16 protein-coding genes are annotated in these 20,769 nt (G+C 61.8%); 10 read left to right on the forward strand and 6 right to left on the reverse strand.

Annotation, left to right across the window (positions count from 1 at the left end; translation table 11 throughout):
* Positions 1-113: 113 nt before the first annotated feature.
* From recG to mutY, 4 genes are all read left to right on the forward strand, one after another.
* Positions 114-2,201: an ATP-dependent DNA helicase RecG gene (gene recG, locus AC3YUO_RS03345; RefSeq protein ID WP_489961636.1), complete on the forward strand. Its 2,088-nt coding sequence runs from the start codon at positions 114-116 to the stop codon at positions 2,199-2,201.
* 20 nt (positions 2,202-2,221) lie between these two features.
* Entirely contained in the window at positions 2,222-2,674 is a 453-nt protein-coding gene (locus tag AC3YUO_RS03350) for a GNAT family N-acetyltransferase (protein WP_489961637.1), read from the forward strand.
* Between the two features lie 36 nt (positions 2,675-2,710).
* On the forward strand, positions 2,711-3,088 hold the full coding sequence (locus AC3YUO_RS03355) for a C-GCAxxG-C-C family protein (protein ID WP_489961638.1): 378 nt from the start codon (positions 2,711-2,713) through the stop codon (positions 3,086-3,088).
* A 402-nt stretch (positions 3,089-3,490) separates the two neighbouring features.
* Positions 3,491-4,531 (forward strand): A/G-specific adenine glycosylase, encoded by a 1,041-nt coding sequence (gene mutY / locus AC3YUO_RS03360; protein WP_489961639.1) that lies wholly within the window; start codon positions 3,491-3,493, stop codon positions 4,529-4,531.
* Positions 4,532-4,580: 49 nt separating this feature from the next.
* Here the strand turns inward: mutY and AC3YUO_RS03365 are convergent, their stop codons facing one another.
* Positions 4,581-5,498: a magnesium transporter CorA family protein gene (locus AC3YUO_RS03365; protein WP_489961640.1), complete on the reverse strand. Its 918-nt coding sequence runs from the start codon at positions 5,496-5,498 to the stop codon at positions 4,581-4,583.
* A gap of 154 nt (positions 5,499-5,652) precedes the next feature.
* Here AC3YUO_RS03365 and AC3YUO_RS03370 point away from each other — a divergent pair, with 154 nt between their 5' ends.
* Positions 5,653-6,219 carry a prolyl-tRNA synthetase associated domain-containing protein gene (locus tag AC3YUO_RS03370; RefSeq protein WP_489961641.1) on the forward strand — a complete coding sequence of 189 codons (567 nt, stop codon included), beginning with the start codon at positions 5,653-5,655 and terminating at the stop codon, positions 6,217-6,219.
* A 40-nt stretch (positions 6,220-6,259) separates the two neighbouring features.
* Here AC3YUO_RS03370 and mtaB read toward each other — a convergent pair whose 3' ends face one another.
* Genes mtaB through AC3YUO_RS03385 form a run of 3 tightly spaced genes read right to left on the reverse strand, consistent with a single transcriptional unit; the run spans position 6,260 to position 9,380 of the window.
* Positions 6,260-7,552, reverse strand: coding sequence for a tRNA (N(6)-L-threonylcarbamoyladenosine(37)-C(2))-methylthiotransferase MtaB (gene mtaB, locus AC3YUO_RS03375; RefSeq protein ID WP_489961642.1), 1,293 nt, complete (start codon positions 7,550-7,552; stop codon positions 6,260-6,262).
* Positions 7,553-7,560: 8 nt separating this feature from the next.
* Positions 7,561-7,899, reverse strand: a complete 339-nt coding sequence (locus AC3YUO_RS03380; RefSeq protein WP_489961643.1) for a cupin domain-containing protein — start codon at positions 7,897-7,899, stop codon at positions 7,561-7,563.
* Complete coding sequence (locus AC3YUO_RS03385; protein ID WP_489961644.1) at positions 7,896-9,380, reverse strand: AAA family ATPase; 1,485 nt, start codon at positions 9,378-9,380, stop codon at positions 7,896-7,898. Before AC3YUO_RS03385 ends, AC3YUO_RS03380 begins: the two co-directional genes overlap by 4 nt.
* 227 nt (positions 9,381-9,607) lie before the next feature.
* Here AC3YUO_RS03385 and AC3YUO_RS03390 point away from each other — a divergent pair, with 227 nt between their 5' ends.
* The 5 genes from AC3YUO_RS03390 to AC3YUO_RS03410 all read left to right on the forward strand — a co-directional run bounded on the left by AC3YUO_RS03390 (position 9,608) and on the right by AC3YUO_RS03410 (position 19,035).
* The gene (locus tag AC3YUO_RS03390) at positions 9,608-10,687 is read left to right on the forward strand and encodes an SH3 domain-containing protein (protein ID WP_489961645.1); all 1,080 of its coding nucleotides are present in this window, start codon (positions 9,608-9,610) and stop codon (positions 10,685-10,687) included.
* A gap of 176 nt (positions 10,688-10,863) precedes the next feature.
* Positions 10,864-11,238 (forward strand): BlaI/MecI/CopY family transcriptional regulator, encoded by a 375-nt coding sequence (locus AC3YUO_RS03395; RefSeq protein WP_489961646.1) that lies wholly within the window; start codon positions 10,864-10,866, stop codon positions 11,236-11,238.
* Between the two features lies 1 nt (position 11,239).
* Positions 11,240-13,789 (forward strand): M56 family metallopeptidase, encoded by a 2,550-nt coding sequence (locus tag AC3YUO_RS03400; RefSeq protein ID WP_489961647.1) that lies wholly within the window; start codon positions 11,240-11,242, stop codon positions 13,787-13,789.
* A 148-nt stretch (positions 13,790-13,937) separates the two neighbouring features.
* The gene (locus AC3YUO_RS03405; protein ID WP_489961648.1) at positions 13,938-15,857 is read left to right on the forward strand and encodes an NAD(+) synthase; all 1,920 of its coding nucleotides are present in this window, start codon (positions 13,938-13,940) and stop codon (positions 15,855-15,857) included.
* A gap of 346 nt (positions 15,858-16,203) precedes the next feature.
* Entirely contained in the window at positions 16,204-19,035 is a 2,832-nt protein-coding gene (locus tag AC3YUO_RS03410; protein ID WP_489961649.1) for an S-layer homology domain-containing protein, read from the forward strand.
* Between the two features lie 82 nt (positions 19,036-19,117).
* Here the strand turns inward: AC3YUO_RS03410 and AC3YUO_RS03415 are convergent, their stop codons facing one another.
* Together AC3YUO_RS03415 and AC3YUO_RS03420 are read right to left on the reverse strand one after the other, a co-directional pair.
* On the reverse strand, positions 19,118-19,543 hold the full coding sequence (locus tag AC3YUO_RS03415) for a hypothetical protein (RefSeq protein ID WP_489961650.1): 426 nt from the start codon (positions 19,541-19,543) through the stop codon (positions 19,118-19,120).
* 255 nt (positions 19,544-19,798) lie between these two features.
* Entirely contained in the window at positions 19,799-20,725 is a 927-nt protein-coding gene (locus AC3YUO_RS03420) for a LysR family transcriptional regulator (protein WP_489961651.1), read from the reverse strand.
* Positions 20,726-20,769 lie beyond the last annotated feature (44 nt).

Consider the following 20,769-nt stretch of genomic DNA (forward strand, 5'->3'; position numbering starts at 1 on the left):
TCTTTGGCAAGGGGCTTTCTTTCGCCTTTACTCCCCGGACAATGTGTGGTAGAATAGCGGAAAGCGGCTGATTTCAGCCGTTTTCACTGCCATTACAGACAGGAGGTGCCCCTATGACCGTGTCGCTGGACACCCCGCTGACCCAGTTCCCCGGCGTGGGGGCGGTGCGTGCGGGGAAGCTCAGCAAGCTGGGCCTGGAGAAAGCAGGGGATCTGCTCCTCCGCTACCCCCGGGACTACGAGGACCGGCGGCAGATGTACTCCATCCGCCAGGCCCCTCTGGGAACGCGGGTGTGCATCTCCGCCATGGCGGCGGAACACCCCCGTCTCTCCCGCATCCGGAAGGGGCTGGAGCTGGTACAGCTCAAGGCGGTGGACCAGACCGGGGTCCTGCACCTCACCTTCTTCAACCAAAGCTATGTGCAGCGGGCCCTGCAGGCGGGGGAGGAGTATATCTTCTTCGGCACCGTGGAGGAGCAGGGCCGCCGCCGCACCATGGTAAACCCCATCTTCGAGCGGGCGGACCGGCCCAACGTCACCGGGCGCATCATGCCTATCTACCACCTCACCGCGGGCATCTCCAACCACCTGCTGGCCTCCCTGACCCAGCAGGCTCTGCCCTGCGCGGGCAGCCTCCCGGAGACGCTGCCCGCCGGCCTTCGCCAGCACTATCAGCTGGCGGAGCTGGAATTTGCCCTACGGAACATCCACTTCCCCCAGGACGAGGAGGCCCTGGACCTGGCCCGGCGGCGGCTCACCTTTGAGGAGCTCTTCTACCTGTCCGTAGGCCTGACCCTCCTGAAGGACCGGCGCGGGGAGGAGACGGGCTTTCCCGTTCCGCCCCAGCCCCAAACAGACTTCGAGGCCCTGCTGCCCTTCGCCCCCACCCAGGCCCAGGGGCGGGTGATGGGGGAGATCGCCGCCGACCTCTCCTCGGGGCGGCCCATGAACCGCCTGGTCCAGGGGGACGTGGGCTCGGGCAAGACGGCGGTGGCCGCCTTCGCCGCCTGGCTGGCGGCAAAGGGCGGATATCAGTCCGCCCTCATGGCCCCCACGGAGGTACTGGCCGAACAGCACGCCCGCTCCCTGTCCGCCCTCTTGGCCCCGGCGGGCATCCGGGTGGGTCTGCTCACCGGGTCCCTGCCCGCGGCGGAAAAGCGGAAGGTACGGGCGGCGCTGGCGGCGGGGGAGCTCGACCTGGCCGTGGGCACCCACGCCCTCATCTCTGCCGACGTGTCCTTTGCCAAGCTGGGTCTCATCATTGCTGACGAGCAGCACCGCTTCGGCGTAGCCCAGCGGGCCGCCCTGGCCGCCAAAGGGGCGGCGGAGGGAGCCCCCCATGTGCTGGTCATGTCGGCCACCCCCATTCCCCGCACCCTGGCCCTCATGATTTACGGGGATCTGGACGTATCGGTCATTGACCAGCTGCCCCCCGGCCGCACTCCGGTGGAGACCTATATCATCCGGGAGGACAAGCGGGAGCGGATGTATAACTTTGTCCGCCAGCAGGTGGCCCAGGGCCGGCAGGTCTATCTCATCTGCCCGGCGGTGGAAGACAACCCCGACGCCGCTCTCCCCGGCGAGGAGCATCCCGCCCTCAATCTGAAGGCGGTGACCAGCTACGCCGCCCAGCTGCAGAAGGATGTCTTTCCCGACCTGCGCCTGGGGGTGCTCCACGGCAAGCTGCGCCCCAGGGAAAAGGAGGCGGTGATGGCCGCCTTTGCCAAGGGAGACATCCAGGTGCTGGTGGCCACCACCGTGGTGGAGGTAGGGGTGGACGTGCCCAACGCCTCCCTGATGATCATCGAAAATGCCGACCGCTTCGGCCTCAGCCAGCTCCACCAGCTCCGGGGCCGGGTGGGCCGGGGAAAGCACCAGTCCTACTGCGTGCTGGTCACCTCCACCCGCAATCCCGAGTCCATGCAGCGGCTACGGGTGCTCTCCTCCACCACCGACGGCTTCCGCATCGCCGAGGAGGATTTGAAGCTGCGGGGGCCGGGGGACTTCTTCGGCAGCCGGCAGCACGGCCTGCCGCAGCTGAAGATTGCCGACCTGGCGGGGGACACCCGCCTTCTGACCCAGGCCCAGCAGGCCGCCCGTGACCTGCTGGCGGAGGACCCGGCCCTGCAGCGGCCGGAGAACCGACCTGTGCTTGCCCGGGTGCGGCAGCTCTTTGCCGACACCCCGGATATTTTCAACTAAATGAGAAAAGGAGTTTTATCATGCTCAGCTTCCGCGACATTACCCCCCAGGATCACGACCTCATCCTGCCCATGGTGCGGGACTTCTACCAGACCGACGCCGTTCTCCATCCGGTGGACGAGTCCATTCTGGAGCACACCTTCCGGGACGCTGCCGACGCCACGGAGCCGCTGCTGCGGGGTGTGCTCATCTCCTGGGACGGACAGCCCGCGGGCTACCTCTATATCACCCTGTGCTACTCCGCCGAGGTGGGCGGCCGGTGCGTCTTCCTGGAGGAGATCTACCTGCTGCCCGAATTCCGGGGGAAGGGCCTGGGACTGGACATCCTCAACTGGATTGAGCAGAGCTACCCCGGCGCCCGCCGCCTCCGCCTGGAGGTCAACCACGTCAACCAGGGGGCCGTCCACCTGTACGAAAAGGCGGGCTACACCTATCTGCGCTACGAGCAGATGATCATTGACAAGGTAAAGTAATCTGAGAAAGAGAGAAGGAACCACATTATGAACCACATGGAACACGTTCGCGCCCTGCGCACCGACACCCAGAATCACTACAACTGCTGCCAGTCTGTGATTATGCCCTTTGCCCAGGAGATGGGCCTTACTCCGGAGCAGGCCCAGGCTCTGGGCTCCCACTTTGGCTCCGGCATGCTCCACGGCGCCACCTGCGGCGCCCTGTCCGGCGCACTGATGGTGCTGGGCGGTCTGGGCTACGGAGAGCAGGAGGCCCGGGAACTACTCCGCACCTTCCGCCAGAAGCACGGCGCCACCGATTGCGCCACCCTGCTGAAGGCCGCCCATGAGCGGGGCGAGGCCCGCAAGGACCACTGCGACGGCCTGGTCTACGAGATCATTGAGACCCTGTCCCAGCTGCACAGCAAGCAATAACCGTCTTTCCGGGGCCGCCCTTCGGGGCGGCCCTGTTTGTCAGCGGCGGTTTAAGAGGCATAACGCAACAACCAGAAAGGGGCACCCCTGCGGGGTGCCCCTTTCTGGTTGATCTGGAAGGATGGATGAAAAAGGAATGATCACGAACAAAGGTTATCATCTCCGATATACCACAAGAGCGGCAGATGGCATATCGTTAATTTTTTAACTTTTGTTCTGTTAAAACTTTAACATCTGGGGCCTGGAAATACCATTCCCAAATTCATTATGTATATTATAATTAAATAGCTATATAGTGGTCCATCTTTCTCCCACTTGCGGCGGAGGCCGGGGGACAGTATAATAGAAAGACACCGCCTGCCGGAGGATACAGGGGCCGGGGGCGGACACAAGGAGGACACTATGGATACACCACTTGGGCAGCTGCCCATTCCGCTGCTTCTCTGGTACCGGGAACACGCCCGGACGCTGCCCTGGCGCAGCCATCCCACCGCCTATCGGGTGTGGATTTCGGAAATCATGCTCCAGCAGACCCGGGTGGCGGCGGTGCTGGACTACTACCGCCGCTTTCTGGAGGCGGCCCCCACGGTGGAGGCCCTGGCCGCTCTGCCGGAGGATCAGCTGATGAAGCTGTGGCAGGGGCTGGGCTATTACAGCCGGGCCCGCAACCTGCAGAAGGCCGCCCGGCAAATTGTGGAGGAGCACGGCGGCCTATTCCCCAATACTTATGATGCCATCCACGCCCTGCCCGGGGTGGGGGACTACACCGCCGGAGCCATCGCCTCCATTGCCTTCGGCCTGCCCACTCCGGCGGTGGACGGCAACGTGCTGCGGGTGGTGGCCCGAATCACCGGGGACCCGGGGGACATCTCCACCCCGGCCATGAAGAAAAAGGTCACCGCCGCCCTGGCGGAGCTCATTCCGGTAGACGCTCCGGGGGACTTCAACCAGGCCATGATGGAGCTGGGCGCCACCGTCTGTCTGCCCAACGGGGCGCCTCTCTGTGACCGCTGTCCGGCGGCCTCCTTCTGCCGGGCGCACCTGGAGGACCGCACCGGTGAGCTGCCGGTGAAGGCGGCCAAGAAGGCCCGGCGGGTGGAGGAACGCACCGTCTGGCTGGTCTTTCACGGGGACAAGGTGGCTCTGCGCCGCCGCCCCGGCCGAGGCCTGCTGGCCGGACTGTGGGAGTACCCCAACGAGCTGGCTGACGGCACCGACTGGCCCGGGCACTGGGGCCTCTCCGGCTCTGCCCAGCGGGGCGGCACGGGCAAGCACATCTTCTCCCACATCGAGTGGCACATGACCGCCCAGGTGCTGGAGGCGGAGGGCGACGCCCTGCCGGAGGGCTGGGTGTGGGCCGACCGGGCGGAGCTGCAGCAGGTATACGCCGTCCCCAACGCTTTCCAGGCCTTCTCCCATCTGGTGGAGGAGCGGCTGCGCTGAGCATCAGAAGAACAGACCGGCCCCGGGCAATGCCCGGGGCCGGTTTCGTTTACCAGAATTTCTTCTTTTTCATAATCCAGAGGGTGAGCAGAACAATGACCACGCTGGCAGCGATGACCGCCGGATAGCCATAGGTCCAGCTCAGCTCGGGCATGCCGGTAAAGTTCATGCCGTACCACCCAGCCACCAGGGACAGGGGCAGAAAGACGGTGGTGACCACGGTGAGAATCTTCATGATGCGGTTTTGCCGGATGTCCAGCTCCGCCTGAAAGAGCTCCCGCACCTGCACGCAGTACTCCCGCAGCAGCTGGGCCTCGTCCCGCAGGCGGGCCAGCCGCTTTTCCAGCATGTGGAACAGCCCTTGCTCCTCGGCGGAAAAGAGGCCCGCCTCGTCGCTCTCCAGCTCGCAGGCCACCCCGTCCAGCTGGGTGTAGTACCGAAGCCAGCCCAGTGCCTGCTTCCGCAGCGGGGAGAGGGCGGCGTTGAAGCCCTCCAGCTCCCCTGCAAGCACCTGGTCCTCCAGCTGGGCCAGCTGGTCCTCCAGTTCCTCCAGGTGGTGGAGATCCCGGGCCAGCAGCTGCTCCAGAAACTCACAGAAGAACCGCCCCGGCCCGTTCTCCCGCCACCGTTTTTCCTTTCCAAGGCGCTTGAGGATGGCATGGGCCGTCCCGGTGTCATCGCACAGCACCACCCGGTCCCCGGTGAGCAGGTAGCCGAAGGCCACCCGGTCCCCCTCCCGGCCCCGGCGGGGGACCACCACTGTACCGCTCATGCAGTCCCGGCGCACCTCCGCCTTGCACACCCGGGCATCCCGGGCACTGGGGGTATGGTGGAGCACGCCCTCCAGCCCGGGCAGCTGGGGGTGCCGGGCCAGCTCCTCGGAGGTGAGCACATAGACCGCCGCCGTCCCCGGCGCCGGCGCTCCCTCCAGCAGTGACAGGGTCTGGCCCAGACCATAGGTATACATACGCCCGCCTCCTGTTTCCGTTCTGTGTCCCCTATTGTACCACAAGGGGCTGCCGGGGACAAAAATTTTTCCGCCCGGCCCCGGTCCCTTTACCAGGGTGGACCCTTTGTGCTATGATGAAGGGACGAATCACGGTTTTGTAAGGAGAATGGACATGTATATCAATCCCACTGTCTACACCGGCCGTCCCACCGATGACCGCATTCCCCAGGAGCTGGCGGTCTACGACCGCCTGGAGGAGCTGAACATCCCCTACCTGCGGATGGACCACGAGCACGCCGACACCATGGAGGCCTGTCTGCAAATCGAGTCCCTTCTGGGAGCCAAAATCTGCAAGAACCTCTTTTTGTGCAACCGCCAGCAGACCCAGTTTTACCTCCTCATGATGCCGGGGGACAAGCCCTTCAAGACCAAGTACCTCTCCGCCCAGCTGGGCTGCGCCCGGCTGTCCTTTGCCGACGAGGGACACATGAAGCAGTACCTTCAGACCATTCCCGGCTCCGTCTCCGCCCTGGAGCTTCTCTTTGACACGGAGCACAAGGTGCAGCTGGTCATTGACCGGGCGCTGCTGGCCGACGAATTTATCAGCGGCCACCCGGGCATCTCCACCTCCACCCTGCGCCTTGGGCGGGAGGACCTGCTGCGCTATGTGGACTCCACCGGCCATGAGCCCATCTATATTGACCTGCCCGACCCCCGGGAGGAAGAGGAACCGCAATAAGAAAACCGCTTCACGGCACGTTGTCCGTGAAGCGGTTTTTTTAGTCTTCCAAATGTCCTGCCAGGGCGTTATCCTCCACCCGCTCCAGGCGCACGGTGCGCAGCTGGTTGTGGAGGTTTTCCTTGCTGTCCACCCGGACCTCGGTATAGCGGGTGGTGTAGCCCCGCCAGTGCCCGTCCCGCTCCTCCTCAAAGAGGACGGGGAGGGACTGGCCCACCCACTCGGTCAGATAGGCCCGCTCCAGCTCCGCGGCCACTGCCGCGGCCCGGTGGGCCCGTTCCTCCTTCACGGCGTTGGGCACCTGGCCGGGCATCTTGGCCGCCGGGGTGCCGGGCCGCTTGGAGTAGGGGAAAATGTGCATGGCGGAGAAGGTACATTTGCGGAGAAAGTCCAGGGTCTCCCCAAACTCCTCCTCCGTCTCCCCGGGGAAACCCACAATGAGGTCGGTGGTGATGCCGGGCCGGTCAAAGTACTGCCGCAGCAGGGCGACGCTCTCGTAGAACCGGGCGGTGTCGTACTTCCGGTTCATCCGCTTCAGCACCGTGTCGCAGCCCGACTGCATGGACAGGTGGAAGTGGGGACACAGGTTGGGCAGGGCCGCCCCCCGCCGGCAGAAGTCTTCCGTCACCGTCCGGGGCTCCAGGGAACCCAGCCGCACCCGGCACTGGGGCGCCGCCTGACACACGGCCTCGATGAGGTCCATGAGGGTGGATCCGTCCCTCCATTCGTGGCCCCAGGAGGAGATCTCAATGCCGGTGAGCACCAGCTCCCGGTAGCCCTCCGCCGCCAGGGCGGCCGCCTGCTCCCGGGCCTTGTCCAGGGGCAGGGAGCGGATGGCACCCCGGGCGTAGGGGATGATGCAGTAGGAGCAGAAGTTGACGCAGCCGTCCTCCACCTTCAGCATGCACCGGGTCCGTCCCTCCAGCCCGCCGGGAGGAAGTACCTCAAAGATGCGGCGGCAGAAGGGGTCGTCCAGGGCGGAGAGCGGCTGGCGCTCCTGCCAGGTGCGCTCCAGCAGCTCCACAAAGCCGGTGCGGTCTCCGGTGCCCGCCACCAGGTCTACCTCCAGCCCCTCCATGTCGCCGGGGTGGGTCTGGGGATAGCAGCCGCACACCGCCACCAGAGCCTCCGGCGCCCGTTTCCGGGCCCGGCGGATCATCTGGCGGGACTTCTTGTCGCTCACCGCGGTGACGGTGCAGGTGTTGATGACGTAGGCGTCCGCCTCCCCCTCAAAGGGGACCAGGGTGTGGCCCCGGGTCTGGGCCAGCTGCTCCAGGGCCTGGGTCTCATACTGGTTGACCTTGCAGCCCAGGGTGTAAAAGGCAATTCTCATGGTTCTCCTTACTTGGCCGGGTGCTCAGGGACCACGGCGAAGAAGGTGAGGTCCCCGTCGCTGTCGTTGATGAGGCTGTGGCTGTGGCCCATGGGGCAGTAGTGGCAGTCTCCGGGGGCTAGGGTCTCGTATTCCCCGTCATAGAGCACCTTGCCGGTTCCGGACAGGATGTAGATGATCTCGCTGCCCGTGTCGTGAGTGTGAAGGCCGATGGAGCTGCCGGGGGCCAGTCTGCCCCGCATAATCTTGTTGTTCTCGTCGGTGTGCATCCGGGCGTTCAGCGCTCCGGTGCCCCCCTTGAACTCGGGCAAAACCTTCTCTTCCATCTGGTCAAACAGAATTTTCATTTGATCGGTTCCTCCTCTGTATCTGGTTCCGAAGCCACAGGCTCCGGGTCTTTCAAATCCTCGGGGCGCAGCTCCATGAGCTGCTCCTTGGTGGGTGCCTCCAACTGGGCCACCCGGTCGGACTGGCGGGCCACCGCCTTCTCAAAGAGATTGCGCACGTCCCGGGCGTTTCCGAAGTTCTCGTCCCGGTTCTCGTAGAGCTCCTTCAGGTCCTCCCGGACCCAGGCCTCTCCCTCCGCTGACAGCTGGTAGCCGTTTTTCCGGCACATGGACTGGAAAATCTCCATGAGCTGACCGCCGTCGTAGTCCTCGAAGAAGAAATACTTGTTAAACCGGGATTCCAGGCCGGGGTTGGCGTGAATGAATTTCTCCATGGGGCCGGTGTAGCCTGCCACGATGACGATGAGGTCGTCCCGGTGGTCCTCCATGTTTTTCAGCAGCACCTCGATGGCCTCGTGGCCGAAGTCGTTGCCGTTCTCCTGGTTCACCAGGGCGTAGGCCTCGTCGATGAACAGCACGCCCCCGATGGCCTTCTGGACCACCTCCTGGGTTTTCAGGGCGGTCTGGCCCACAAAGCCGGCCACCAGGCCGGAGCGGTCCACCTCCACCAGCTGGCCCTTGCTCAAAACGCCGATGCAGCGGTAGATTTTGGCCAGCAGCCGGGCCACGGTGGTCTTTCCGGTGCCCGGATTGCCCAGAAACACCAGGTGCAGGGACATGGGCGGGACGGGCAGGCCCGCCTCCTGGCGCAGCTTGCGCACCTTCACCAGGTTGATGAGGCTCTTTACGTCCTTCTTGACCTTCTCCAGCCCGCACAGCCCGTCCAGCTCCGCCAGAACGTCCTCCAGCTTGGGAGGCTCCTCTTCCGCCCGCTTCTCCTCCGTCTTCTGGGGCGCGGCCTCCTCCTTCTTCTGAGGGGCGGCGGGGGCGGTGGGAACAGGGGGCGGTGGGGAGGGCCGGGAGACAAAGTCCCCGGCGTTGAGGGCGGGGCGGTCGGGCCGCAGGCCGTCCTGGTCGCACAGGGCAATGAGAGTGTCGCTGCAGGCGTTCACAAAGCCCGCCTCGCTCTCGCTCACCAGATCGTCCACCGCCGCGAAGAGCAGCAGAATGAGGGTCAGCTGGTCGGCAAATCGCCTTGCCAGGCTTGTGCCCCGCATCCGGTCATAGCGGCGCAGGTCCTCAAAAAAGGCCGGGGGCCGGAACAGGTCAAAGGAGGCCACTCCGGTGGCCACCTCCCAGTAGAGGGCGGAGGGCACGGGATTTCCGGCGGAGTAGATGGCGTTATAGAACTCCACGTGGCGGGGGGTGATGGAGCTGGCGTTGTCCGCCTGCCACACGCCCAGCACATACTGACGCATGTAGCCGTCCACCTGACGGCTGAAGGTCATGCGCAGAGCGGGGTCGGGAATCAGCTTGCGAAAGGCGGTAATGGCCTCATTGTACTGTTTATGGGCCTCGGTGGCGGTGATAGTCCCCCCCACGGCGTACCCCTCCTGTCGGTCCGGCGCCTGGACGGCGCAGGGTATTCAGCAGGTATTATTATATGAAAAAACGAGAGGACGGTCAAGGGAGGGCGGAAGTAGACATAAAATTATGAACATTTTGTTATTTCGCCTTTTTTCGTTGACGGAGCGGAAAAATTCTTATACAATAAAAGTAATCCTGCCTTGGCAGGATGTTAAACCGCTTTACATGTGGAGGTATGGACATGGCAGACAAACGGCAGCCCTCCCGGCGTGCTTCTTCTGATCAAAAGACCGTCTCCAAAAAGCAGACGGCCTCCCGGCAGTCTTCCTCGGGCAAAGCACCCGTTTCTCAAAGACAGACTCCCATCCGCCGCCCGGACATGATCCGGTGTGAAAACTGCGGCGAGGACTATTCCAGCACCTATAAGCGCTGTCCCTTCTGCGACGAGCGCCCCGGCCGCACCGGCATCGGCGGGCGGCGGGTGGCCGGCGGCGGCAGCCGACAGGTACACCCTGTGCAGCTGGTGGGGCTGGTCATCTCTCTGGTGCTGATCATTGCAGCCCTGTTTATCGTCTTTACCCGGATCGCCCCCCTGATTACCGGCAGCAACAGCGCGGGCTCCGACGTCAGCACCAGCCAGAGCAGCTCCAACGGCTCGGACGCCAGCGGCTCCGACGCTTCCGGTTCGGACACATCCTCGGACGGCGACGTCTCCGCTGACGGCAGCTCCTCCGGCTCCCAGAGCAGCTCGGGCAGCCAGTCCCAGGGCGAGACAGGTACCACGGTTACCTCCATCACCCTGAATAAGACCGATATGACCCTGCAGCCGGGTGAGACCACCCAGCTCACCGCCACCCTGGCCCCCGCGGGCGCCACCGCCACCGTCACCTGGTCCAGCAGTGACACCTCTCTGGCCACCGTGGACGAGTATGGCAACGTGAAGAACGTGAACCAGGGCACGGAAAAGCAGAAGGCGGTGATCACCGCCTCCGTGGGCTCTGTCACCGTCACCTGTGACGTCCACTGCAAGCCCGCCAACACCTCTTCCGGTTCCGGCACGTCCACCGACGGAAACAGCGGCACCTCCACCGGCGGCAGCACCGGCGGTTCCGTGACCCCCAACACCACCGCTACCATCACCAACGCCGGAAACGGTCTGAACGTCCGCTCCGGCCCCGGCTCCTCCTATGACAAGATCGCCAGCGTCAAGAACGGCGACAAGATTATCATTCTGGAAGATGCCGGCTCCGGCTGGTACAAGGTGGACATCGGCGGCGGCGTCACCGGCTATGTGTCCAGTGATTACGTCTCCGTCAGCTGAGTGCCATCCTTATCTTAATATTTCGCTGCACCAAGCGGCCGTCCAAAGGGACGGCCGCTTTTTTGTCCATTTCGCAGAATGTGAAAAAGTTCATCCGCACCTCTTGACCGCTTATTTAGACAAATGTAAAATAAAAGCAGATAGATAGACAAATGTCTAAAATGGAGGTGACCCCTATGGCAGCTCTGACCCACCTGCCAGACGCGGAGCTGGAGGTGATGCAGGCCCTGTGGGCTCTGGACCACTACCCGGCCCACACGGCGGACATCGCGGAAAAGCTCAGCCGGGACTGGAAGGCCCCCACCCTCATCAAGCTTCTCTCCCGGCTGGAGGAGCGTGGCTTTGTGGAGGGCCGGAAGGAGGGCCGGGCCAACGTCTATACCCCCAAGGTGCTGCGGGAGGACTACCTGGCCGCTGAGAGCCGCTCCTTCCTCAACCGGCTCCACGGCGGCTCCCTGTCCAGCCTGGTGGCCGCTCTGGCCCCGGAGACCAAGCTGACCTCAGAGGACGTGAAGGCGCTGCAAGCCCTGCTGAAGAAAGGAGAGGACTGACATGGCGGAAAATCTGGCCCATCTCATCTCCACAAGCCTGGGCTTCGGGGTGGTCATTGCCCTGCTGCTCCTGCTGCGCCGGGCATTGGACGGGCGGTTTGCCCCCACCTGGTGGCGGCAGGTCTGGACCTGGCTGCTGGTGGTCATGTTTCTCTACCTGCCCGCCCGGTCCTTCCTCACGGCTGTGATTCCCTCCCCCATTGAGCTGGACACCCCCCAGGTCGTGGTGGACGGGGCCTATGACCGGGTGAACGACTATGCCTGGGACAACGAAAATATTGTGGCAGCGGGGCGCGGCAGCTCGGGCGGTACCGTGACCATGACAGAGGACGGGAATATGTGGTACCGGCACTACGTCCACTATGAGGACGCCCAGGGTCAGGATGTGACCATCCGGGACAACGACTACCTGCGCTCCGTCACGGTGGATGGAACGACCACCTACACTGTCCACTGGACAGGCGTGGTCTATCTGGTTTATACCGTTGTGGCCGTTCTGCTCTTTGCAGGCGGGCTTGTCCGCTACCGCCTCTTCCGCCGCCGCTGCCTGCGGTGGAGCACCCCTGCCGGGCCAGAGAACCTGGCCGCCCTGGAGGCGCAGAAACAGGTAGTAGGCCTGGAGCGGGAGGTAGAATGTTACCGCTGCTCCCTGGTCCACACCCCTCTGCTCATGGGCTTTCTCCATCCGGCGATTCTGCTGCCCGAGGGGATGCCTCAGGGCTCTTTGGACACCGCACTGGCCCACGAGCTCACCCACCTGAAATCCCACGATACTGCTCAGCTCCTGTGGGCCTCCCTGGCCCGGGCCGTCCACTGGTTTAACCCCATGGTGTGGCTGCTGGTGCGCCAGCTTCACCGGGAGATAGAGCTTTGCTGTGACTATAATCTTTTGAAGGACCGGGATGCGGCGGGACGCCGGGCCTATGGCCAGGCCATTCTGGACCAGATGACCGCCGGGGACCGGGGCCTCTCCCGGCTGACCACCGGCTTTTCCGGGGACAAGAAGGAGGTCTTTGCCCGGTTCAAGGCCATGATGGACACCGCTCCCAAGCGCCGGGGCCGGATTGCCATGGCGGCGGTCCTGGTTGTGGTGGTGCTGGCCGGGAGCCTGGTGGGCTGCCAGACCAGAGCCAGTACCCCAGAGGGGGACGGGGCCTGGATTGCGGGCATAGACCTGGAGGCACGCACCGTCACCTACTACCCCCTGTCCCAGGGGCTCATTGCCGATGAGGAGGCGCTGTCGGAGTGGATTTGGGGGGAGGACGGTATGGCGGCGGAGGAGCCCCGCACGGTCTCCCTCAGCGAGGACGTTCAGTTCCGCCACACCTATGAGGGGGAAACCTACTCCATTCCCGCCTCTACAATTCAGTTCTCCGTCTCCATGACCCAGGCCGGCACCCTGGGCGAAGTGGAAGTGGATGGAAACGAGGCCGTCCGGGTCCAGCTGGCCTCCACTGCCTATCTGGCCCTCTCCGCCCCTGACCTGGACTTCACCGGCTATTGCGGCGCGGTGTACGCCGCGGGCATGGGAGGTGTCCAGCTCCTGGAGGACGGAGACACCATCTCTGTAGACCCCTGTACCGGAGAGGGCTACGACAGCGACCACACCTATTACACCCTGCCCCTGACCCCGGACGTGGTCATTCCTGAGGCAGATTTGCTGTTCCTCACCGGTCTGTCCAGCGCTCAATATCCCGCCTATTGGTATATGAACGTGGTGGATGGACAGGTAACCCTTTTGGGCCGCGTAGAAGACACCGCAGATCATATTCTGGAGACCATGTCTACCCTCCGTGCAGAGGACATTGCAGCAATCTCTTTCTCTGGCGGCCCGGTGACCTCCGGCTGGTTGGATCGTTTGGACCGTGAGGAACTGGCCCAGCTCATCCAGATTGCCGCCGGTCAGCCTCTGGTGGAGGAGAAGGTATACAGCGATGAAGACGTTCTGGACTACGGCCTGTGGGCGCTGGAGCTCCAGCTCACAGACGGTGAGACCATTTCCCTCCACGCAGGGCGGGCGGAGGACCAAATCAGCGTCACGGAGCCGATTTGCCTGAATGGCTGTACCAAGCTGTACCAGCTCATCCGCACCGCCACCGACAGCACCCAGGTTGTTTCTGTCACCGATTCGGAGGTCCTGTCGGTCATGAATGAGGCACTTTCGGACACTCTGGACCTGTGGCGCACGCCGGGGTATGCGGGAGACTATGGGGCATCCTATCTGGAGGTCCAGCTCACCCGTCTGGAACAGCCCGCCCTCCCCGAAAGCCTGGGGGAGAACGTGGAGCTCTATGCCTACGACTTCGGCTTTGTGGTGGATGACCTGTTCAATGCCCCCTGGGCGGGCGCTCCCTGGGTGGACAGCCAGCTGCGCTATCACCCCGGCGGCAATTATTATCTGGCCGTGGAGCGGGCGGAGGACGGTTCCGTTGCTCGCTGGGGCTCCTTCCAGCACGAGTTCTCCCCTCCCTTCGACAGCTGGGAGCCGGAGACCTGGGACGCCTTCTCCTCAAACGTCCGGTCCGCCCTGGAGCGGGGCGGAGTGGAATAATTTCAAAAAGAAAAAACACAGCCCCGGAGGCCCTGCCTTCCGGGGCTGTCCCCTTGTATTTCCCACAAATTTACGGTATGATAGGTTCCGAAAACAGACGGCAAACGCCGAATTACGAATCATTCACTTCCAAGGGAGGTTTTCCGACATGCGGGACGGATTTGTCAAAGTGGCCGTAGGCACTCCGGAGATCCGGGTGGCCGACTGCGCCCACAATGCCCAGGCCTGTATTGCCCTCATGCGCCAGGCGGCGGAGCAGGGCGTCAAGGTGCTGTGCCTGCCGGAGCTGTGCCTGACCGGGTACACCTGCGGCGACCTGTTTTTGCAGGACACCCTGCTCCGGGGCGCGGAGGAGGCCCTGGGCCAGGTGCTGGCGGCTACGGAGGAGCTGGACCTCTTCCTGGCGGTTGGCCTGCCCGTGCGGGCCGGGGGCAAGCTCTACAACTGCGCCGCCCTCCTCTGCCGCGGGGAGCTGCTGGGCCTGGTGCCCAAGACCCACCTGCCCAACTACGGCGAATTTTACGAGAAGCGTTGGTTTGAGCCCGCCCCGGAGGCGGAATTCCTCTGCCTGACCCTCTGCGGCCAAGAGGTCTTTCTGGGCAAGAATCAGCTCTTCCAGTGTGACACGCTGCCCGAGCTCACCATCGGCGCGGAGATCTGCGAGGACCTGTGGGCCCCGGTGCCCCCCTCCGTCACCCTTGCCACCCACGGGGCCACCCTGATCCTCAACCTCTCCGCCTCCAACGAGACGGTGGGCAAGGCGGGCTACCGCCGTTCCCTGGTGGCGGGGCAGTCCGGTCGGCTGCTGTGCGGCTACCTCTACGCCGACGCCGGAGAGGGGGAGTCCACCACCGACCTGGTCTTTGCCGGACACAACATCATCGCGGAAAACGGCACCGTGCTGGCCGAGGAGCGCTTTGCCTCCGGCCTCACCGTCACCGAGGTGGACGTGCAGCGCCTGGCCTTTGAGCGCCGCCGCAACACCACCTTCCCCGCCGCCGGACAGGAGCGGATGGACTTCAGCTCCTTCTCCCTGGAGGTGACGGACACCGCCCTCACCCGCCCTGTCTCCCAGAACCCCTTTGTCCCGGAGGACGGCGGCCACTTGGACGAGCGCTGCCAGGAGATTCTCACCATCGCCGCTCTGGGCCTCAAGAAGCGGCTGGCCCACGCCCACGCCAAAACCGCCGTGGTGGGCCTGTCCGGCGGGCTGGACTCCACCCTGGCCCTGCTCATCACCGCCCGGGCTATGGCCCTGCTCCAGCGGCCCATGACCGACATCATTGCCATCACCATGCCCTGCTTCGGCACCACCGCCCGCACCAAGTCCAACGCCCAGGTGCTGGCCGAGCGCATCGGAACCTCCTTCCGCACCGTGGACATCGGCGAGGCGGTGAAGGTCCACTTCCGGGACATCGGCCAGTCCATGGAGGACCTGTCCGTCACCTTTGAAAACGGACAGGCCCGGGAGCGCACCCAAGTGCTCATGGACATCGCCAACCAGACCGGCGGCATGGTCATCGGCACCGGCGACCTCTCCGAGCTGGCCCTGGGCTGGGCCACCTACAACGGAGACCATATGTCCATGTACGGCGTCAACGCCGGCATCCCCAAGACCCTGGTCCGCCACCTGGTGGCCTACGCCGCCCGGCAGGCCCAGAGCACCGACCCCCAGCTGTCCGCCGTGTTGCTGGACATTCTGGACACCCCCGTCTCCCCCGAGCTGCTGCCCCCCAAGGAGGGGGAGATCGCCCAGAAGACGGAGGATCTGGTGGGGCCCTATCAGCTCCACGACTTCTATCTCTACTACGCGGTGCGGTGGGGCTTCTCCCCCCGGAAGGTGTATCGGCTGGCCCTGTACGCCCTGGGCGGACAGTATGACCGGGCCACCATTCTCAAGTGGCTCAAGAACTTCTACCGCCGCTTCTTTGTCCAGCAGTTCAAACGCTCCTGCCTGCCCGACGGTCCCAAGGTAGGCTCGGTGTCCCTGTCCCCCCGCGGGGATTGGCGGATGCCCAGCGACGCCGTGTCGGAGCTGTGGCTCAAGGAATTGGAGGGGCTGGAATAATCTGATTTCCTTCTACCCGGGGCGGACCCGTTCAGCGGCCGTTTTGCCCCATGTCTACCAAATGTCTACCAAAAAAGGCGCGGAACCCTTGTGTTTCAAGGGCTCCGCGTTTTTCCATTTTCTGGGTGTCTACCAAATGTCTACCAAGGCAACTTTTTTACGATAAAACAAGCTGTTTTTGCCGTTTCCGGGCTGAAATTCTCACATTTTTCGCAATGCAAGGGGCGTTATACTGGTCTAAAAAGCCGGAAAAGTTCCCTGAAACCCGAATTCCGGGTCTGGAAGCCCGGAAAACGGTCCAAAAAGTTACATACTGGAGGACCAAATATTAAAAGGAGGAATTCCAATGAGAAACCTGAAGCGGGCTCTCAGCCTGGCTCTGGCTTCCGTCATGCTCCTGGGCATGATGGTGGTCGGCACCGGCGCCGCGAGCTATGCCGATGTGGACTCCGCTGACAACGTGGAGGCCATTGAGGTCATCAAGGCTATTGGCGTCATGACTGGCGACACCAACGGCAACTTCAACCCCGACCAGAAGGTCACCCGCGGCGAGATGGCCGTGGTCATGACCAACATGCTGGGTCTGGATGTCAACGACTATGTTGGCACTACCCTGACCTTCACCGACGTACCCGACTGGGGCAAGGGCTTTGTGGCCGCCTGTCTGGCCAACGGCATTGCCGCTGGTTACAACGACAAGCAGTTCGGCTTCAATGATTCCGTCACTACTGCCCAGGCCGCTCTGATGATGATGAAGGCTCTGGGTTACTTCCAGTACGCCAGCGACTTCGGCGGCGACTGGCAGCTGGCCACCGTGAAGCAGGGCTCCAAAATTGACCTGTTCAAGGGTATTGCCTCCGGTGCTACTGTTGCTATGACCCGCAACGACGTGGCTCAGATTGCTCTGAACACCCTGAAGGCTACCACCGTTGAGGCTGTCAAGAGCGGCTCCACCATTATCACCGGCGACGTCACCATTATTGGCGAGGTCAAGTATGAGGACGTGCTGAGCACTGCTTCTTATGCCGATGATTTCGGCGATGCCATGGTCACCGGCACCACCTCTTACGCCGTTCAGCTGGGTGAGCAGCTTTACAAGGGCGACCTGAAGCTGAACGCCGGTCAGCGTGATGACTTCAATCGTCCCGGCAAGCAGTGGACCTATAAGGGCAAGAACGTTGCTTTCTCTGCCAACGAGGCTACCAATGTGGCCGTGGTCAATAAGTCCGGCAAGACTGTGGCTCAGTATGTCACCGACGTGCTGAAGAAGACCTACACCTACGCCAACGGCGGCACTATCGTTTCTGTGAACGGTGCGGTTGCCGTTGCCAAGACTTATACTTTGAAGGTTGGCTCTACCGTCGAGTTCTATATGAACGCTACAACTGCCAACCAGGTTGACCGTGTTGTAGTCATTGAGCCCACCGTTTACACCCTGACCGCCGACGCCGCCACTAAGGTTGTGGACAACGAGACCCGCGTCATCGTTCCCGGCATCACCGGCATGGGCGGCTATGTTGCTGCCAACACCACCGAGACCGTGGTTGGCTATGAGGGCCTGAAGAAGGGCGACGTGGTTCTGGCTTACAAGGGCACTGACAACAATGGTGACGGCAAGGTTACCACCTACATCACCAAGGCCGCCTCTGTCACTGGCACTGTTTCCGGCATGCAGGATGGCAGCAAGCTGGTTCTGAACGGCACCGCCTATGCCACTTCCGGTCTGGCCAACGCCAACAACAGCTGGAGCAACGACTACACCAACGAGTACACCTTCTACCTGGATGGTGCCAACAACATCATCAAGGCTGAGAAGAACACCGACAAGGCCACCGACAACTACGCCTTTGTTCTGGAGTCCGCTTGGGTCACCGGCACCGAGCTGGGTCAGACCAGCTATGGCCAGGTTCGTCTGCTGATGCCCGACGGTACCAACAAGATTGTTACCGTTTCCAAGGTTGACGGCAAGGACGCTGTTCCGACCACCGGTGGCGGGACTGCCAAGGTTTCCGCTGACCACGACACCACCACCACCGCCATTGACAATGCCTTTGTTACTTACAAGGTTGATTCTAAGGGCAAGTATGAGCTGACCGAGAAGAGCAGTGCCGATCTGGGCAGCTCCACTCTGACCGGCAACAAAGCTGAGTTTGCCACTGGTCAGGTGGGCAACAGCAGCACCATCTTCCTGGTGAACACCAAGAGTGCGTCCGATCCCGAAATCAAGGTTTATACCGGTATCGCTAACGTGCCTACCATTAACACCCTGACTACCACCAACTGTAAGGTCTATACTGACGATGGCATTGCCAAGTATGTTTATGTCATCACTACTTCCAGTAATATTCAGGGCGCTGACGGCCAGTATGTCTACATCCCCGGCACTGGTGACAATTACGATACCAAGAGCTACACCTACATTCCTGAATCTGCGTCCGGCAAGGGCGATGCCTACTATCTGTTCAACGCCATTGTCAACGGCAAGGTGGAGCAGGTGAAACTGGCTGAGGCTACTGCCAACATTGTTGACAACAACGGTGATACCACTGCCGATGCAGCTGTTGCCGTGAACACCCTGTACAAGGTCATGTCCACCGACAGCAACGGCATTATCACCCTGCTGTCCAACCACAGCTCCAACGTCTCCGCCACTGTTGGCGTTGAGGTGACCGGCGGTGTGCTGAAGACTGATACCGCTTCTTACATTGTCAACGATAAGACCGAGGTGTACTACATTGATCACACTGGCGCTGTTACCGAGCTGAACGCTGCCAATGTGAACAAGGATGCCACTGATAAGGTTTATGTGACTAAGACCAGCGACAGCGCCAAGGTTGCTGACCAGGTCATCATCGTGGAGGACATCAAGGCCACCACTAAGATTACCGGCTTCACCTATGTGATTGACGGTGTGGAGACTAAGGTCACTGGACTGACTACTGAGTTGGACGCTAACAGCGACAATCATATTATTAAGAACCTGACTGGCAAGGGCGGTAAGACTGTCACCATTACTGACATTACCTGCGCTGACGAAGGTATCTGGGCTGTCAGTGGCTCTGCGACCGTTAAGGCTAGCGGTGCTTCTGATGCCACCAGCAGCATCACCGTCACTGTGACCGCCGAGAATGGTACTACTACTGCTACCATGACCATCGGTTTCCAGGTTGACGCCTAATTAGGATTTATTTATATTTCCGTAACAAACTGCTCCTCGCACCCATAAAGGGTGCGGGGAGCAATTTTGTGGGGTTGGTTCCTTAGCCAACCGCCATATACATATATTCCGATGCCTCAGATAGGCTTGGATAATAGGCGCTGTTGTCGTTGTAAATCACACGCTGGACGACAAATCCATCATCATCAATTTCCATGAGTGAAATATTACTGGTGTACTCCTTAATAGGGTATCCATCCAAAACCATAGCGCAATAAAGCAGATAAACAGCGTATCCGCTCACCTGATTTCTCCATACCAAAACCAATTTGGGACGGAACCCCAACGAAACATGATAAGGCTTTCCTAATTGTTCCTGTGGTACCTTATAGATACCAGTCACAATTTGTGGAATCCCTTTGAAGGCGATGTCAATTTTCAAATTATCCCGATTAAATTCTTCCCGCAGCACCGCATCCTCTGCCGCCCACTGATTCAGTCCATAATTCTCTGTCTGACCACTAGCCATAGAAATTCCTCCTCCGCCTGTATATGTATGACGGGCGGATGGGAACATCCGCCCCTACGGCGAGGAAGGATGGTGGCCGTTCTCGGAAGCGCAATTCGCTTCTCCCTAAAATGTGTTCCACGCTGCTCCCTCATGATGGGTGGGCAAGGGCACAAAATCGTACATTTTTATACATTTTCTGGAAATTACGTCACAACTGTCTCCAAATATAAAACGGCCTCCCGCACTGCGGGAGGCCGTTTCCATTTCACAATGTTACATGGCATCCTGGGCCATAGCGATAAACCGTTCGCCAAAGTGGGACAGATAGCGGTCCCGGCGGTATCCGGCCACCAACTTACTGAAGGTAGAGGGGTCGGTGAGGGGGAAAACGTCCACTCCCGCGCTGTCCGCCGGAGCGTTGGGGATGGCCCGGAGGAAGAGCTCGGGACAGATGGTGATTCCCATACCGGCCTGAGCCATGGCCAGAGTTGTAACGGTATTTTCCGTCTCCAGCATCAGCTGCGGCTTGAAATAGTAGCGGCTGAAATACTGGTCCACGATGTTGCGGGTCCGGTTGCCCCGCTTAATCAGCACGAAGGGGAACTGCTGGAAGGCGCTGATGTCCGCCCCCTTGGCATATTGCAGGCGGATCTCCTCGGCATGGATGCCGAAGCGCTGCTCTGTAAACGGCTTGGGCACCACCATCATCAGCCGCTGTTCCGTCAGCGGGACGGTGGTAACTCCCTCGATCATGATAGGCTGGAAACAGATGATGAGGTCCACCCGCCCGTGGGACAGCGCGTCCTCCAGCTGCGTGGAGTTCCCCTCATACAAAGAGAACTCCACCATGGGAAACTCCTTCCGGAACTGGGGCAGCACCACCGGCAGCAGGGCCAGTCCGCAGGTATGAGAAATTCCCACCCGCAGCACACCCAGATAGTGCCGGTTGATGTCTCCCACTTTGGTCATGTACTGACTATACAGGTCCAAAATCTGGGTGGCCGTCTGCACCAGAAGATCGCCCGCATAGGTCAGAGACAGCTTTGGCGAACGGGTAAACAGCTTCACATCCAGCTCCCGCTCCATGTTGCTGATATGGTTGGAGAGGGACTGCTGTGAAATATAAAGACGCTCGGCGGCCCGGGTAATGTTCAGCTCCTCGGCCACCATCAGAAAATAGCGCAAATGCAGGAAGTTCACCCGCATCCCTCCAAACCCACGGCTCACTGCGCCGAAATTTTGAC

The organism is Pseudoflavonifractor sp. HNCC25GI2 (assembly GCF_058136395.1).